This window comes from Rothia sp. 110740021-2 (assembly GCF_054263775.1).
Genome location: NZ_JBSZFE010000001.1, coordinates 923,223 through 939,094, shown reverse-complemented (window position 1 = coordinate 939,094; position 15,872 = coordinate 923,223). Strand labels below are relative to the sequence as shown.

The 15,872-nt window shown below is 59.8% G+C and carries 8 protein-coding genes; 2 read left to right on the top strand and 6 right to left on the bottom strand.

Going from position 1 to position 15,872, the window contains the following annotated elements; genetic code table 11:
- Window positions 1-97: 97 nt before the first annotated feature.
- Together ACUXHH_RS03910 and ileS are read right to left on the bottom strand one after the other, a co-directional pair.
- Window positions 98-1,768 (bottom strand): bifunctional folylpolyglutamate synthase/dihydrofolate synthase, encoded by a 1,671-nt coding sequence (locus tag ACUXHH_RS03910; RefSeq protein WP_458390864.1) that lies wholly within the window; start codon window positions 1,766-1,768, stop codon window positions 98-100.
- A 116-nt stretch (window positions 1,769-1,884) separates the two neighbouring features.
- On the bottom strand, window positions 1,885-5,226 hold the full coding sequence (gene ileS / locus ACUXHH_RS03905) for an isoleucine--tRNA ligase (protein ID WP_458390863.1): 3,342 nt from the start codon (window positions 5,224-5,226) through the stop codon (window positions 1,885-1,887).
- A gap of 1,518 nt (window positions 5,227-6,744) precedes the next feature.
- Here ileS and ACUXHH_RS03900 point away from each other — a divergent pair.
- On the top strand, window positions 6,745-7,074 hold the full coding sequence (locus ACUXHH_RS03900; RefSeq protein WP_458390862.1) for a hypothetical protein: 330 nt from the start codon (window positions 6,745-6,747) through the stop codon (window positions 7,072-7,074).
- A gap of 708 nt (window positions 7,075-7,782) precedes the next feature.
- Here the strand turns inward: ACUXHH_RS03900 and cobA are convergent.
- Both cobA and nirB read right to left on the bottom strand, forming a co-directional pair.
- Window positions 7,783-8,694: a uroporphyrinogen-III C-methyltransferase gene (gene cobA / locus ACUXHH_RS03895; RefSeq protein WP_280927026.1), complete on the bottom strand. Its 912-nt coding sequence runs from the start codon at window positions 8,692-8,694 to the stop codon at window positions 7,783-7,785.
- A gap of 1 nt (window position 8,695) precedes the next feature.
- Entirely contained in the window at window positions 8,696-11,365 is a 2,670-nt protein-coding gene (nirB, locus tag ACUXHH_RS03890; RefSeq protein WP_371568691.1) for a nitrite reductase large subunit NirB, read from the bottom strand.
- 545 nt (window positions 11,366-11,910) lie between these two features.
- Here nirB and nirD point away from each other — a divergent pair.
- Window positions 11,911-12,237, top strand: coding sequence for a nitrite reductase small subunit NirD (nirD, locus tag ACUXHH_RS03885; RefSeq protein WP_279788961.1), 327 nt, complete (start codon window positions 11,911-11,913; stop codon window positions 12,235-12,237).
- Between the two features lie 142 nt (window positions 12,238-12,379).
- Here the strand turns inward: nirD and ACUXHH_RS03880 are convergent, their stop codons facing one another.
- Window positions 12,380-13,120 (bottom strand): sirohydrochlorin chelatase, encoded by a 741-nt coding sequence (locus ACUXHH_RS03880; protein ID WP_279740125.1) that lies wholly within the window; start codon window positions 13,118-13,120, stop codon window positions 12,380-12,382.
- A gap of 83 nt (window positions 13,121-13,203) precedes the next feature.
- Window positions 13,204-15,819: an HtaA domain-containing protein gene (locus tag ACUXHH_RS03875; RefSeq protein WP_458390861.1), complete on the bottom strand. Its 2,616-nt coding sequence runs from the start codon at window positions 15,817-15,819 to the stop codon at window positions 13,204-13,206.
- Window positions 15,820-15,872 lie beyond the last annotated feature (53 nt).

The window sequence follows — 15,872 nt, the reverse complement described above, 5'->3', positions numbered from 1 at the left end:
GTCAATACTAGCTCAGCAGCCAAAAGAACCAGCTCAGCCAGTAAAACCAGCCAGAGAACGGCACCCCGCCTCATGTCGATGACCTCAACAGGTCAATTTAGTGATCCGCATCGTCCTCGGAATCATCACCACCGAAGAAATCATCGGTGTACGAGTCACCCAGCGGCAGGCCCAGCGAATCCTCCAGCGAAGAACCCGCCGCAGACTCGCCGCCCAGCTCAGCCATGATGCCGTCCAGCAGCTCATCCGGCTCAGCAGAGGCTGCCGCAGCCGCCGCGGCAGCCAGAGTCGAAGCCGACGCCGCGCCCGCAGAACCCGCATAAGCGCCCTCGGCACCCAGCTCATCCGGCAGCTCCTCAGCCTCAGCGCCGGGGGTCTTCGCCTCCTCATGCGCCGCCAGCAGGGTACGTGCCTCACCAATCACCGTAATCGAACCGGTAATCAGCACACCCGCCGACTCCTGCTCAAAGAGGGCGTTCTCCATGGCGGTGGCAATCGCCTCATCCAAGTGTTCAAACACCTCGATCGAGTCTTCATCCAGTCCCGCATCCAATGCCAGCTCGTGCAGACGCTCCGGTGCACTCGCACGCGGCGAATCCGACGCCGCCAAGTACAGGCGGAAAGTGCCATCAGAAGCATCCACGTACTCTTCGCGCATGGTCTCGAACATACCCAGAGCGTCCTTCTCGCCCAAAATTCCGACCACGGAATGCAGATGCGACAGCTTGAACGCCTCAGTCAGCGCAGCCGCGGAAGCACGCACACCGTGCGGGTTGTGGCCCGCATCCAGGATGGTCAGCGGCTCGGTGCGCACAACCTCCAGACGGCCCGGCGAACGCACCGTCTCCAACGCGGTACGGACCACGTCCTCGGGCAGCTGACGCCGACCGCCGAAGAACGCCTCCACAGCGGCGAGAGCCACCACGGCGTTCTGCGCCTGATGCGCACCGTGCAGGGATAGCGGCACATCCGGGTACTCGCCAGCCAGGCCGCGCAGGGTCAGCAGCTGACCGCCGACCGCAAGCTCACGGGAGACAATGCCGAACTCCACCCCCTCGAAGGCGAAGGATGCTTCCTTCTCCCGGGCAGAGGCGAGCAGCACATCCGCCGCTTCCGGGTCCTGGGCGGCAGAAACTAGGAAGCCACCGGGCTTGATAATGCCAGACTTTTCAGTTGCGATCTCGGCGAGGGTTTCACCGAGCATATCGGTGTGGTCCAGGCCGATCGGGGTGACCACAGAAACCACGCCGTCGGCAACGTTTGTGGAGTCCCAGGTACCGCCGATACCGACTTCAAGCACCACCACGTCCACCGGCTCGTCCGCGAAAATCGCGAAGGCAAGCACGGTAATGGACTCGAAGAAAGTCAGGGCGGGCTCGCCGCGGGAGGTCATCTCCGCGTCCACAATCTGCAGGTAGGGGGCGATTTCATCCCAAATGCGCACGAAGGTGGCATCCGGTACGGGCGCGCCGTTAATGCAGATACGTTCGGTGACGCTTTCGAGGTGCGGACTGGTAAAGCGGCCCACGCGCAGGTCGTGGCCGAGCAACAGGGCCTCAATCATGCGGGCGGTGCTGGTCTTGCCGTTCGTGCCGGTGATGTGGATGACCGGCGCGGCACGGTGCACGTCGCCGAGGATTTCGACGGCGCGCGCCACGGCGTCCAGGCGCGGCGCCATCTTGTTTTCGGGTGCTCGCGCCAGCAGTTCACCGTAGACCCGCTCCACGCCCTCGGGGTCGGGAATTGCGGGGTAATTCTTCTCGCTCATTGTTCTCCTCACTGGGATAGCCGGTCGGTGCCGGCAGGTGGCCCGCCGTGTGGCGGGATAGACGACGGGCCGCCCCGCCCAATAAAGGGGCGAGACGGCCGTACGGTTCAGGCGTTTTATGCCTTGGCTACGCTAATGCTCAGCTCGGCTGCTTCGCTCAGCTGCAGGGACACGGCGAGGGTTTCGCCGGTCACCAGTGCTTCGTTGGCGCGCAGAGCTGCCAGAGTTTCCTCCGGCGCCGCGATGTTCAGGTTGATGCGGTCCGAAACGTTCAGGTCGGCGTCCTTACGTGCCTGCTGAATAGCGCGGATGGTGTCGCGGGCGATGCCCTCGGCAACCAGCTCGTCGGTCAGCTCAATGTTGAGGACCAGGAAGCCGCCGGGCAGAACCGCAGCCGCAGTATGCTCAGCACCCTCAGCATCAGCGGCAACCACGGTTGCCAGCTCGTATTCGCCCTCTTCCAGAGCCAGGCCGCCGTCCAGAGCTGCCACGCCGACTAGGACAGTGCCGTCCTCGGTCACGGCCCAGTCACCGGACTTGGACGCCTTAATAGCAACCTGCACCTGCTTGCCCAGGCGCGGACCTGCCGCACGTGCGTTGACCTTCAGCTGCTGGGAGATGCCGTAATCGGCGGGGTCGACGGTGTCGGCGCTGACCAGCTCCACCTGGCGCAGGTTCAGCTCGTCCTCAACGATGTTCGCAAAGTACTCCGCGCCCTTCTCGCCGAATGCGGTACCCAGGGCAGCGAACTGCTCGGGTGCGATTGCCACGGTCATCTTCTGCAGCGGCTGACGCACACGGATCTTCTTTTCCTTACGCAGTGCCGAACCGGCGGAGCAGACCTCACGCACGGTCTGCATGAGAGCCAGCAGGTTGGACTCATCAGCGAAAGCAGATGCCTCGGGCCAGTCAGCCAGGTGCACGGAGCGTTCACCGGTGAGGCCGCGGTAGATTTCCTCACTGCTGAGCGGCAGCAGGGACGCAGCAACCTTCGACACGGTCACCAGTGCGGTGTAGAGGGTGTCGAATGCGTCGGTGTCTTCGTTGAAGAAGCGCTCGCGGGAGCGGCGCACGTACCAGTTGGTCAGTGCGTCGGCGTACTGGCGCAGGGATTCACAGGCGTTCCAGATGTCGTAGGAGTCCATCGCTGCGGTGACCTGCTCGATGAGTTCGCGGGTCTTGCCGAGGATGAAGCGGTCCATCACGTGCTGTGAGTCATACTTGAGCTTCGCGCTGTAGCCTTCGCCGTTGTTGGCGGCGTTAGCGTACAGGGCGAAGAAGTGGTAGACGTTCCACAGCGGCAACATGACCTGGCGAACACCTTCACGGATACCCTGCTCGGTCACGATCAGGTTGCCGCCGCGCAGGATCGGAGAGGACATCAGGAACCAGCGCATCGCGTCGGAGCCGTCGCGGTCGAGGACCTCGGAGACATCCGGGTAGTTGCGCAGGGACTTGGACATCTTCTGACCGTCCGAGCCAAGCACAATACCGTGGCTGATGACGTTCTTGAACGCGGGGCGGTCGAAGAGCGCGGTCGCCAGGACGTGCAACACGTAGAACCAACCGCGGGTCTGGCCGATGTACTCGACGATGAAGTCTGCCGGGTAGTGGTTCTCAAACCATTCCTGGTTCTCGAAGGGGTAGTGCACCTGTGCGTAGGGCATGGAGCCGGAGTCGAACCAGACGTCAAGCACATCTTCCACGCGGCGCATGGTGGACTTGCCGGTCGGGTCATCCGGGTTCGGGCGGGTCAGCTCGTCGATGTACGGGCGGTGCAGGTCGGGTTCGCCGTCCTTGTTCAGGGGCAGGCGACCGAAGTCTGCCTTGAGCTCTTCGAGGGAGCCGTACACGTCCATGCGCGGGTAGTTCGGGTCGTCCGAAACCCACACGGGAATCGGGGAGCCCCAGAAGCGGTTACGGGAGATGGACCAGTCGCGCGCGTTCTCAACCCACTTGCCGAACTGGCCGTACTTCACGTTTTCCGGAATCCAGTTGATCTGCTTGTTCAGCTCGTACATGCGGTCCTTGAAGTCGGTGACCTTCACGTACCAGGAGGTGATTGCACGGTAAATGAGCGGGGTGCGGCAGCGCCAGCAGTGCGGGTAGGAGTGCACGTAGGACTTCTCGCGGATTAGCACGTCATCTGCCTTGAGGGCGTTGAAGATGGTGCGGTTCGCGTCGAATGCCTGCACGCCTGCAATCTCAGCCAGGGCGGTGGCACCGGAGGCGGTGGGCTCGGCGAAGAGGTTCAGGAACTTTGCGCCTTCGTCGAGGGAGAGAATCACGGGGATGCCGTAGCCTTCACAGACTTTCTGGTCGTCTTCACCGTAGGCGGGTGCCTGGTGGACGATGCCGGTACCGTCACCGGTGGTGACGTAGTCGGCGACGAGGATCTGCCAGGAGGTTTCGGTACCCCACTTTTCGGTATCTGCGAAGTAGTCCCACAGCGGGGTGTAGCGCACATGCTCGAGCTGGGAGCCGGTATAGCGTGCGGTGACGGCTGCGGTTGCGTCCTTTTCGGGCTGGTCGCCTTCGTAGCCGAGGTCCTTAGCGTAGGAGCCAAGCAGCTCGGAGGCGATCAGGAAGGAGCGGCCCTCGAACTTGCCTGCACCGGGCACGACGGAGTATTCAATCTCGGGTCCGACAGCGAGCGCCTGGTTGGTGGGCAGGGTCCAGGGGGTGGTGGTCCATGCGAGTGCTTCGACGCCGTCGAGTTCTGCGGCGACCTTCTCGTCAGCACCGAGGGCGGTGTCTGCGGTGAGGCGGAATGAGACGGTGACGGTCTGGTCCTGGCGGTCCTTGTACACGTCGTCGTCCATGCGCAGCTCGTGGTTGGAGAGAGGGGTTTCGTCCTTCCAGCAGTAGGGCAGCACGCGGAAGCCCTGGTAGGTCAGGCCCTTGTCATAGAGGCGCTTGAACGCCCAGATGACGGACTCCATGTACTCGACGTTCAGGGTCTTGTAGTCGTTTTCGAAGTCGACCCAGCGTGCCTGGCGGGTGACGTACTTTTCCCACTCGTTGGTGTACTTGAGCACGGATGCGCGGGCAGCATCGTTGAAGTTGTCGATGCCCATTTCAAGGATTTCGCGCTTATCGGTCATGCCGAGTTGCTTCATTGCCTCGAGTTCTGCGGGCAGGCCGTGGGTATCCCAGCCGAAGCGGCGTTCTACCTTGTGGCCGCGCTGAGTCTGGTAGCGTGCGACGAGGTCCTTAGCGTAGCCAGTGAGCAGGTGGCCGTAGTGGGGCAGGCCGTTAGCGAAGGGAGGGCCGTCGTAGAAGACAAATTCGTTTTCGCCGTTTTCGCCTGCGGGTCGGTTCTCGACGGATGCGGAGAAGGTGTTGTCCTTCTTCCAGTAGTCGAGGACTGCCTCTTCAAGTGCGGGGAACTTGGGCGATGCGGTGACGCCGCTTCCTGCGGCTTCGAAGGCGCTCGCCTTGGGGTATACATGGGACATGTGTTTGTGCGCCCTTATCTGTTGTTCTCAACGCTGAGAGGTTGGGGCGACAGGGTACGTTGGCACTCGTCGTCCCTCCGTTTCAGCGAGTGAGGATTGACATGACGGGTGCAAGGACGCCTGGGCATCGCTGACTAATCCGGGCTGTGCCGGGGCAGGATGCGGCGCGGTACCACCTTGCTTACTGATTTAACAGCTCAACGCACCGAACCCTCCCGGGGCTACGGGGTGCCACGGCTCATGTCCGCGATACCTAGCCACCGGAAGAGCGGCGCGTTGGGCGGGTATCAGTCGCTTATTACAGCTATATCGGGCTTAACCGTCCGGTTCTACTGGGACTACATCTCTTCCGCTAAGACACCCTCGCCGCAGCGATTGGCGGGTGCCCGCAGGTGCGGTCCGTTCTTCCGAATTGCTCGCCGGTGATGGCCGGGTCGTTGCAAACACTAATAGTTTATGTGGCTTTTGTGTCTGTATGCAACCCCACGGGGTGTGGGTTTGAACAGCACTTTTCTAATGTACCGATACTGGAGGTGTAAAACAGAATGGTTCTTCGTTCGGCGATATCTAGAGCGAGTAGGGGGCTTAAGGGGGCTCGACTCACCCCACACTCGGGCGTGTTTAAGGATGTATGTTTTTACATTCCTCAAGTGTTGCTTTAAGTGGGTTTTGATTTTTTTAAGGGAACCTGCAGGATTAGTGCCGGTACAACCACAAGATATAGGGTGAACACCGATGTAATTCCACTAGATATTCACCCCTATAAGTTTTCACCCCCTCGATATCCCGTGTGGGAACCCGTTTTCCTGGATTATTCAGCAATGCATAGCGGGTGAATAGAGTGCATATTTGGGGATTATTGAGCAGGTTTTCCCCTTATTGAATCGGGTATTTCTTCTGGACTATTGAAGACTTCCTTAGGGTAAGAAGGCTGAACCAACCACCCTCCGCTCCCCCATCTTTTGGAAATGCTGAAGCGCAGTTCTTTTATTTTTCAAGTCATAAATATGACTGAAATCACTTAGTTCGACATGCATGCAACCCCCTCGCTGAGTAGTCGCCTCTATCAAATAGCCCCTCACCAACAGGGAGTAGCCGTAATACTTTACAGTAACTGACATCTTGAGTGTCCCATAGGCTCCCAGAGATTACTAAGATTCTTTTTCGTGCATTTTGAGCTCAAAATAATCTAAAATGAATCATGCAACACATCAATGGCGATTCGGTAGTATCTACCCTCTCAGCGGGGGCATGACCACAGCAGTCTCAAAGATGAGTTCACCAGTACCCCTCGCCCACGACATGAGGTACACCCGAGGTCACTTCCGGACCTCACCGTGAGGAACCGACCTTTCAGGGTGTCTACGAGACGTTGCATGCCTACTACAGCGCTCAGATTGCCACGCTCAAGGACGGACGCTACATAGACCAGACGAATGATTTGACCTACCGGCTGATAAGCGTGCCAGTGATGAGGTCAAAGCAATCAAGGAACTGCACGAGAAGAATGGCTGGTACATGAAATTCACGTGCAGCATTGTCATGCAGAACACCGAACCGGGCAGTGCCTTGAAAAACGGTGACGGCTACGTAGAAATCGTGATGGACGCCGAGTATTCTGCCGCTGCCATTCATCAGCCGGATGGCACCGAGCGCAAGGTTCCGGCGATTACTCAGGTATTCGTTTCGCACGTGATGCTCTACACCGAAGGTAAGTGGTGGCGCATTAGCAACGACTACCTGAGTGAGCGTTTTATCGGAGGCAAGGGCTCTTCTGGCTCCGGAGAATCCAGCTCTACCGGTTCGAGTGGTTCTTCGTCCTCGGGTCGCGGCTCCACTAAGGTCTAATGAAGCTTTAAACCAATCTTCTATAGTAAAAAATGGATACTTCATACCGCCGCAATTTGCGCTCCGACACACCCGTATCCCGGTACCTCCTTTGTACTGCACACCATACAGAACGATGAGACGGATTCTTTCGTACGCATCACAGCGTTGTGAAGTGCGCTACCTCAATCAACCATTTTCAGGAAATACCATGTGCTTCCGGTCGAGCGCACACGCCAGCTTCTCTGCTAACGACCGAAACGGATTGACCCGCTGCACTGTTCTTTTTGGTGGTCTGACCGCCTGTGCTTTGGCTCTAGCAGGATGCGCTTTCAATAAGGATATTCCACCCCACCGGTACTGGTGATACTTTCTCCGGCTCCCCGAGCGCCTCCGCTTCCCTCTCAGCTTCGGCTTCGCCTTCTGAGTCTGCCTCGGCTTCGGCAAGCAATTCCAGTGGCTCCGGTAGCAGCAACGAATTCAAGATATAGGCTCTGAGAGCAACGCCCCCGACGAAAGCGGGGCGAGTATCAGCTGATACCCGCCCCGCTTTCGTATGTTTTTGTGCCGCGGCGTTCCCGGCGCTACTGCACCTGCGAGCGCCTCAGTTACCCAACATCTAGCATCTGCACACGCAACAATAACAGCAGGCACAGCAACAGCCCCGCTCCTTGGCAACTAGGAAAACTAAGGATGCGGGGCTGCGCAATACTATCTAGCGCACCGCCTCTAGGAGGTGGAACGCTCACGCAGACGCTCGTGAACCTCGCTCACAAAGCGGTTGTGATGATCGCGAGCATAATGTACGACCTCGCCGATGACGGTAATAGCCGGCGGTTTGACCGATGCGCAATCTCCCTGAGCGTTCTGAAGGGTCGTGACAGTCACGCGCTCCTTCTCAGAGAAACCGTTTTCAATGGTTGCCAGCGGCGTGTCAGCCTCAATCCCACGAGAGAGCAGAGACGCCACCGTATCGGGCAGAGTACGAACGCCCATCAGCAACACCACGGTGCCCTGGGCACGCAGGGTCGCCTCAACAGCCGACACTTCGGTCTCCGACAGGCCGGAGTGACCAGAAATGACGGTGAAAATCGAGGACACCTTACGCAGGGTCACCGGAATCGCCGCACGCGCAGGAACCGCAATGGCACTGGTAATCCCGGGAATAACCTCAGCCTCCAGGCCGGCTGCGATGCATGCATCCAGCTCTTCAGCGCCACGACCGTACACGTACGGGTCGCCGCCCTTCAAACGCACCACGGTCTTACCTGAGAGCGCGTAATCAATCATGAGCTGCTGAATACGGGACTGCGGAACAGCGTGCTTACCGGGAACCTTGCCCACATCAACGATGAGAGCGTTCGGTGCATACTCGCCGTACTCCTGCGGGGCGAGGTGATCTAGAAGGACCACGTCCGCCTCGCTCAGGGCACGTGCTGCACGCAGGGTCAGTAGGTCGGCGGCGCCGGGGCCACCACCGACAATGTAGACCTTACCGGGGTTCTCGGCGGGCTCGCCGGGCAGGGCAATACCGCGTTCCGTTACGCTATCGTCCAGGGTGTGCCCGGGCGCCCCGCCGGCGAGTATTTCATCAATAGTGGCGAATTCACGGGGCGGGAACGGAGGAATCTTCGGGCACATACTATGCTGCCGGGACCGGGTTGAGGTCACTGGGCTTACCCACGGGAATCTTGGCACCGGTCAGCAGGACGGTATTGGACTCGCCAGATTCTGCTGCCGCAATCTCCTCCGGGGTTGCGGGGCGAATCTGCTCGCGCTCCAGCACGTACAGGTGCGAACCCTCGTCGCTGCCGTTGGGTTCGTTGATGAAGGCACGGAAGCGGCGCAGGCGGCGCTCGTCGCGCAGGGTTGCAGCCCACTCGTCCTCGTAAGAGTCAACGTGACGCTGCATATCGCGCTCCAGGTCCTCGCACACACCCAGGGAGTCCTCAATGAGGACGGACTGCAGGTGTGCCAGACCGTCGCCGTGCTCCTCATCCAGATCCTCAAGCCAGCGAGCGGTACGCTGTAGCTTATCTGCGGTGCGGATGTAGTACATCAGGTAGCGGTCAATGTAGCGGATGATGTCCTCGCTGGAGGCGTCCTTGACGAAGAGGCGACCGTGAGCGGGATTTGCACCACCGTTACCACCCAGGTACAGGTTCCAGCCGTTGGTGGTTGCAATCAGACCAACGTCCTTACCCTGTGCCTCGGCACATTCACGGTTACAACCGGAAACACCGAACTTGAACTTGTGCGGGGAGCGCAGACCACGGTAACGGTTCTCGAGCTGGACTGCCATGCCGGTCGAGTCCTGAACGCCGAAGCGGCACCAGGTCGAACCCATGCAGGACTTCACGTTACGCAGGGACTTACCGTATGCCTGACCGGACTCGAAGCCAGCATCCACCAGGCGCTCCCAAATGTAGGGCAGCTGCTCCAGGCGAGCACCGAACATACCGATACGCTGAGCACCGGTGATCTTCACGTACAGGCCGAACTCTTCAGCGACCTCTGCGATGACGCCCAGCTTCTTAGCGGGAATCTCACCTGCGGGAATACGCGGAACGACGGAGTAGGTACCGTTCTTCTGCATGTTCGCCAGTGCACGGTCGTTGGTCTCCTGCAGGCCACCGCGACCAGCGTCCAGAACGTAGGAGTTGCGGAAGGAGGAGAGAATCGATGCAACGGTCGGCTTACAGATTGCACAGCCGTCGCCGCCATGACCGAAGCGTGCCAGCACGGAGTCGAAGTCATCCAGGCTGGTCAGGCGCACAGCCTCAGCCAGCTCTGCACGGGAGAAGTCGAAGTGCTCACACAGTGCCTTGGAGACGGTCAGACCCATCTTCTTCATCTGCTGTTCCAGAGTCTTCTGCAGCATCGGAACACAGGAACCACACTGGGTACCCGCGGTGGTGCAGGACTTCAGGGAGGCAACATCGTGGTTGCCGTCTACGATTGCCTCGCGGACAGCACCGAAGCTGATGTTGTTGCAGGAACACAGGATTGCGTCGTCGGGCAGTTCGGTGTCGGGGATGCCGTCGCCGCCGCCAGCTGCGGTCAGGTAGACGTTCGGCTCAGCGGGCAGTTCGCGGCCGAGCAGTGGCTTGAGGGAGTCGAAGGGAGCGGTGTCACCGACGAACACGCCACCGAGTAGGGTCTTTGCGTCGCCGCTGGTCACGATCTTCTGGTACATGCCGCGTGCGGGGTCTGCGAACAGAACCTCGAGGCAACCCTCGGTGGTGCCGCGGCGGTCACCGAAGCCAGCCACCTGAACGCCGGAGAACTTCAGCTTGGTTGCGATGTCGAACTCTTCAACCTGAGCTTCTTCGTTGTCGTTGAGCAGGTTAGCTGCCACAGCGTCAGCCATAGCGTTAGCCGGCGCAACCAGACCCCAGGTGCGGCCCAGTACGCAGGCGACCTCACCGATCGCCCAAATGTGCTCGTCGGAGGAGTGGCATGCGTCGTTGACGAGAATACCGCCACGCTCACCCAGCGCCAGGTCAGCGTCACGTGCCAGCTCATCGTTGGGGCGAATACCTGCGCCGAAGACCACCATATCGGCGGGCAGGGTGCGGATTTCTGCGTCCTCGGAGGGAGAATCTGCGATGGATACGGAGACAACGTTGCCGTCAGCATCCTTGTTGATGCCGGAGATGTACACGCCGGTCTCAATCTCAATGCCGGTTGCCTTGATCTGGGCGTTCACGGCGTAACCGCCGCCCTGGTCAACCTCAACGGAAAGCAGCCAGGGAGCCACATCTAGGATGGTGGGCTCTGCGCCCAGGTCCTTCAGACCCTCAGCTGCTTCAAGACCGAGCAGGCCGCCACCGACGACGATACCGCGGGGTGCGCGGCCGAGGGTGTCCTGCAGGCGCTTGACCTCGGAGACCATGTTCTTCACGTCGTCGATGGTGCGGAAGACGTGTGCGGCGTCCGAGTTAAGAATCGGGATGCGAACCGCGCGGGAACCAGTTGCGAAGACCAGCACGTCGTAGGGGTACTCATTGCCCTCGGTGTCAGTGACGACGCGGCGGGTGCGGTCGAGCTTCTCTGCGCGGCAGTTGTTGACCAGGTTGATGTTCTCTGCATTCCACAGTTCGGGGTCCCCGAGGGTCAGGTCCTTCTCGGTGTCCTTGAAAATCTGCTCGATAGCAACACGGTCGTAGGGGATGTAGGGCTCATCGTTGAGGACGGTGATGGTGTCCGCCGTGCGACCTGCAGCTTCAGCGCCTTCGTGGTATGCGCGTACGAATCGCCACGCTGCGGGGCCTGCGCCGACAACGAGAATGTTGCGGGGAGTGTGCGACATGGATTTTCCTTCCTAGTTGTAATGCAGGTAGTTCATGGCGCGTTCCTACTCTCGATACGCGGTGGTGGCGTGCCTTCGGCGGGAACTCCTAGTTTCCCGGTTTTGGGGCTTGTACCGGTGCGTACCGGGTAGTTGAGGCGCCCGCTTCTTTAGAATGCATCTGAAAAATTACGAAACACTTTTATGTGGGATTGTGTTGCTTTCTTCAGACAGTCAAAAGGCGTTTTTAACTACGACTTTTATCGTACACGTTCTCAGGTGCCTCAGACACTGAAATTTGGCATTCTTTGGGAAAATTTTCCAAAAATTCCGCGGAATACCGGGCTAGAATGGGGCACTCCTATCTTAACGGCAGTTAATTTAGGTAAGGCTAATCTACAAAAAATAGGGCTTGAGTTTTAGGGTAAAAATAACCTTTAGCACCCTCCGCGTGCCCCATTTCCAAATGTGGGTTTCATAAGGTAAACTCCAAACAAAGAACACACGAACCGCTATTGTGTCCTGCACCCCGCGCGGCGCAGACCACCGCTTCGAAAGGAACCCCCATGGCTGAGAATTGGGTACGCATCTGCGCCGAATCTGAACTCGAAGAAAACTGGGGTGAAGTCGCCCTGGTCGACGGCTACCAGTACGCCATCTACAAGACCAAGCACGGCATCTTCTCCAGTGACCACCTCGACCCGCACAGCCAGGCACTGGTCCTCGCACGCGGTATCGTCGGCGAGAAGAACGGAAACCCCACCATTACCTCCCCCCTCTACAAGGAAGTCTACGATCTGACCACCGGTGAGTGCCTCTCTGATCCCTCCTACTCCATCAAGGTCTACCCCGTAGAGGTCCGTGACGGCGACGTCTACCTCAAGACCGCCTAAGCACTCAGCCGCCTACGGCTCTCAAAAACAGCAACACAAAAAACCTCGGGAACATAACGTCCCGAGGTTTTTTGTACGGATTTTTAGAAGCCGCCTCATCAGGTGAGTGAACAGCGAGCGCACTAACCTGATTTTAAGTCATCTAGGCAGCGTCCAGCTGCGCAATAGCCGCATCCATGCGGTCAATAAAGCACTCCGCCACCACGGCAGCAGAAGCACCACCCTGCGCGTTCACCAGCGGCGCGGCAACCTTCACCGGCACACCGGTCGACTCAGCATCACGGCGCATCTTACCGGAGAAGAACCCCTCCGCCAGAAGGTAGGTTGCAGCAAACTTAGGCTGATGCTCAGCAACCACCTCGTGGAACTTCGGATCGATAGAGGCAACGAAGCCGTGATGCACCGGAGTATTCAGTTCCTCAGCCAGCAGCTCAGCGGCACGGCTCATATCCGCGCGACCATCAGCGCGGGAAGAACCAGCCGCGCCCTGCACCACAGGGCCATCACCGGGAGCCCAGCCGACCTCCTCCAGGCGGGTGCGAGTCAAAGCGGCAAGGCGAGGATCCGGACCCAGCGACTCACCAATGCCGATACGCTCAATGCCGCTATTACGCGCGGCACGGCGCAAATCCACCTGAGTGTGAAAGCCGGTCGACAGCAGAATCGGCACAATCACGCAGGGCTCATCATTGGGTAGAGAGGCTGCGGCATCATCAACGCTGGGAGATTCCACATCCACATATGCGGCATGGATACGGTATTCCACGCCGTCATTACGCTGCGCGAGCAGGAACTTGATCTGCTCACGAATCAGCGTAATAGCCTCGCGACCGGCGGCCGAGTCGGTGCCGTGCGAGGTGGCGATTACATTCAGAATAGTCATACTTCCATTGTATGAAAGGAACACCCCGCTTCCCCACTCATGAACACGAGTGACGAAGCGGGGTGTTGCACGAAAGCTAAATATTAGCTCTTGCGGCGGCGTGCCACAACCAGTGCGGTACCTACCGCCAGGGTGATAGCACCAGCTGCTGCGGCAAACATAGCGCCGGATGCGCCGGTCTGCGCTAGCTTCGAGGAGGAGCTACCGGAGGTCGAGGAGCCACCTGCGGAAGAACCACCACCGAGGGAGGAACCGCCGTTAGAGGAACCGCCATTGGAGCCGCTCACACCCAAGTTGTCGGATGCTCCGGAACCCGCATCAGAACCACCGTCGGAGCCACCCTTGTAGCCGGCAGCGTTCTGGTCGGCGGTGCTGCTCTCAGAAGCGGAAGCGCTCGCAGAAGTGGAAGCACTCGAAGATGCCGACTCGCTCGCCGAAGCGGTCGCCGATGCACTGCTGGAGCTGCTTGCGGAACTCGATGCGCTCGCGGAAACACTCGAAGAAGCGGACGCACTAGCGGACGCCGATGCGGACTCGCTCGCTGAGGGGGTCACGGCGGGAACGCTCGGAACCGAGGTCGGGGATGCGCTCACCGATGCGCTCGGGGTTACAGAAGCGCTCGGGGTTACAGAAGCGCTCGGCGCAACAGAAGGCACCACGGACTCGGTCGGCAGAGACGGCGAGGTGGGCTCCTCCGAAGGCACTGCGGTGGGTTCTGCGGTCACGCTAGGCTTAGCGGTTGCAGAAGGCTCCACGGTCGGCTTAGCGGTTGCAGAAGGCTCCACGGTCGGCTTAGCGGTTGCAGAAGGCTCCACAGTGGGTTCAACGGTAGGCTCAGCAGACTTGGTCGGTTCCGGTGCCTTGGTCGGCTCGGGTGCTGGGGCCGGTTCCGGTGCCGAGTTTGCTGCCAGACGGTTCAGCCACAACTGATCCTCGTAGGTATTCGGGTTCTCGAAGCTGGACGGGTAGATAATATCGCCGTTGGGCAGTTCGAGAGCGTTGTAGCCGCCGCTCTTGTCGGTCTTGCGCATCGAGGAGAGCACCACCTCGTTCACCTTGTTCAGGGTGTCATCCATGAACACCAGGCGGGAGCCGGAGGCGTCCACCACAACCACGTTACCCGCGCGGGTCAGGAACATGGTGGCGACCTCAGTCTTCTCGAAGCCCTCAAGGGTTGCGGACTCGCGGACCACGCTGAAAGTGCCGTTCTCGTACTTGAGGATCTGCACCTTACCGCCGTACCAGTTGTTCCAACGGTAAATATAACCCTTGGGGCTGACCAGGGTCGAGGACAGGGTGGTGGTGTAGCCCTCGGGCGAGGAGTTCGGCACCAGGGACACGCCGTTGCTGCTCAGGTGCAGCAGGTGGCCCTTCTGAACCACCTTTTCGCCAGCCGCGTCGTAGATGGAGGTCGACGGCGCGTAAACGAAGCTGCCGTCGGGCAGCGGTGCGAGGGTCACGGTGTTGGTGGAGAACGAATCACCGTAGTACTCGTCGAGCGAGTAGGCTTTCACAACCTGCGGGTCGATAGAGTCGGGCTTCGGCAGAGCCTGCGAGGTTGCCTTGCCGGATGCGTCGATAATGGTCAGCTTGCCGCCGCCCTGACCGTCAATGCTAACGATACCCCAGGTGTTATTGGCGGGGTTGTAGCCGATTGCCTTGACGGTGTTGGCGCCGAGCTCTGCGTTGGAATAGATACCGGAGGAGACGAGCTTACCCTCCGCGGTCACGGTGTACAGCTCGGGCTTGTTGGTCTCGCTGCCGATGACGAGCATGCGGTTGCCGTCAGTATCCACAGCGAAAACGCCCTTATTTGCCTTCAGGACGCCGGTGTCGGTCATCTTCAAGTTGGAGCTGGTCAGCACGGTGTAGGTGGTGTCGCCGCCGAAGCTCGGGGGTGCCACGTGCACGATGTGGTTCTGACCCAGACGTGCGGTGTTCTGGGGCTGGCTCACGCCCGCGCCGGTGTTGTAAGACTCGGCGACGCTGTAGGCGCTCTTGGGGGTGTTGGCTGCGCTACCGGTGTAGGAGATGCTCAGCGGGTCGAGGCTAGCGCCTTCGTTGTAGAAGTCGGAGAAGGCATGGTTACCGTCGGCGGTCAGGTTCGCGGAGATGCCGCTGATGCTGACCACGCCGTCCTTCTCGCTCTGCTTGGCGGTGCCGGTGCTCAGGGTAGCCATCTTGACTTCCTGAGGGCCCTCGAACTTGCCGCTGGCGTAGTTCTTGGTGCGCACGGTCATGTAGAGAGAGCCGGTGCCGTCAGCGAGGTTCAGTTCCACACGGGGGTTGGAGAAGGTAAGGTTCAGGGCACAGCCGGTTTCGGGGTCCTGACCTTCAGCGCAGTGGCCGGTGAACCAGAGGCGGCCTGCAGCATTCAGAGTGACCTGCTTGCCGTCTTCAGAGACGGTGGTGGAGGTCGGGGTGAAGGTGAACTGCTTTGCGGTTGCGTCCCAGGCTGCACCGTCGGTCATTTCGCGGGGCATACCATTGTAGGACAGGAAGGAGGCGCGTACGCCCCATCCGAAGGACGCGCCAGCAGTTGCCTGGTCGCCTGCAGCGACGTTCTGTGCGGCAACGTTCTGGGCAGCGACATTAATGTTCTCAGCGAGAACCGGTGCCAGAGGCAGGGTAACAGCGCCGGCGACGGCGAGGGCGCAGGCTCCCTTGGAGAGGCGGGTGCCAGATGTGAAAATCTTCATTGGTGTGTATCCATGCTATCGACATTGTTAGGACAGGCTTAATATATCGATAG

Bases quoted from the DNA above. Each gene is read 5' to 3' on its own strand.
- ACUXHH_RS03900 (WP_458390862.1), top strand. From the start codon at position 6,745: ATGAAATTCACGTGCAGCATTGTCATGCAGAACACCGAACCGGGCAGT.
- ACUXHH_RS03880 (WP_279740125.1), bottom strand. From the start codon at position 13,120: ATGACTATTCTGAATGTAATCGCCACCTCGCACGGCACCGACTCGGCC.
- cobA (WP_280927026.1), bottom strand. From the start codon at position 8,694: ATGTGCCCGAAGATTCCTCCGTTCCCGCCCCGTGAATTCGCCACTATT.
- ACUXHH_RS03875 (WP_458390861.1), bottom strand. From the start codon at position 15,819: ATGAAGATTTTCACATCTGGCACCCGCCTCTCCAAGGGAGCCTGCGCC.
- ileS (WP_458390863.1), bottom strand. From the start codon at position 5,226: ATGTCCCATGTATACCCCAAGGCGAGCGCCTTCGAAGCCGCAGGAAGC.
- nirD (WP_279788961.1), top strand. From the start codon at position 11,911: ATGGCTGAGAATTGGGTACGCATCTGCGCCGAATCTGAACTCGAAGAA.
- nirB (WP_371568691.1), bottom strand. From the start codon at position 11,365: ATGTCGCACACTCCCCGCAACATTCTCGTTGTCGGCGCAGGCCCCGCA.
- ACUXHH_RS03910 (WP_458390864.1), bottom strand. From the start codon at position 1,768: ATGAGCGAGAAGAATTACCCCGCAATTCCCGACCCCGAGGGCGTGGAG.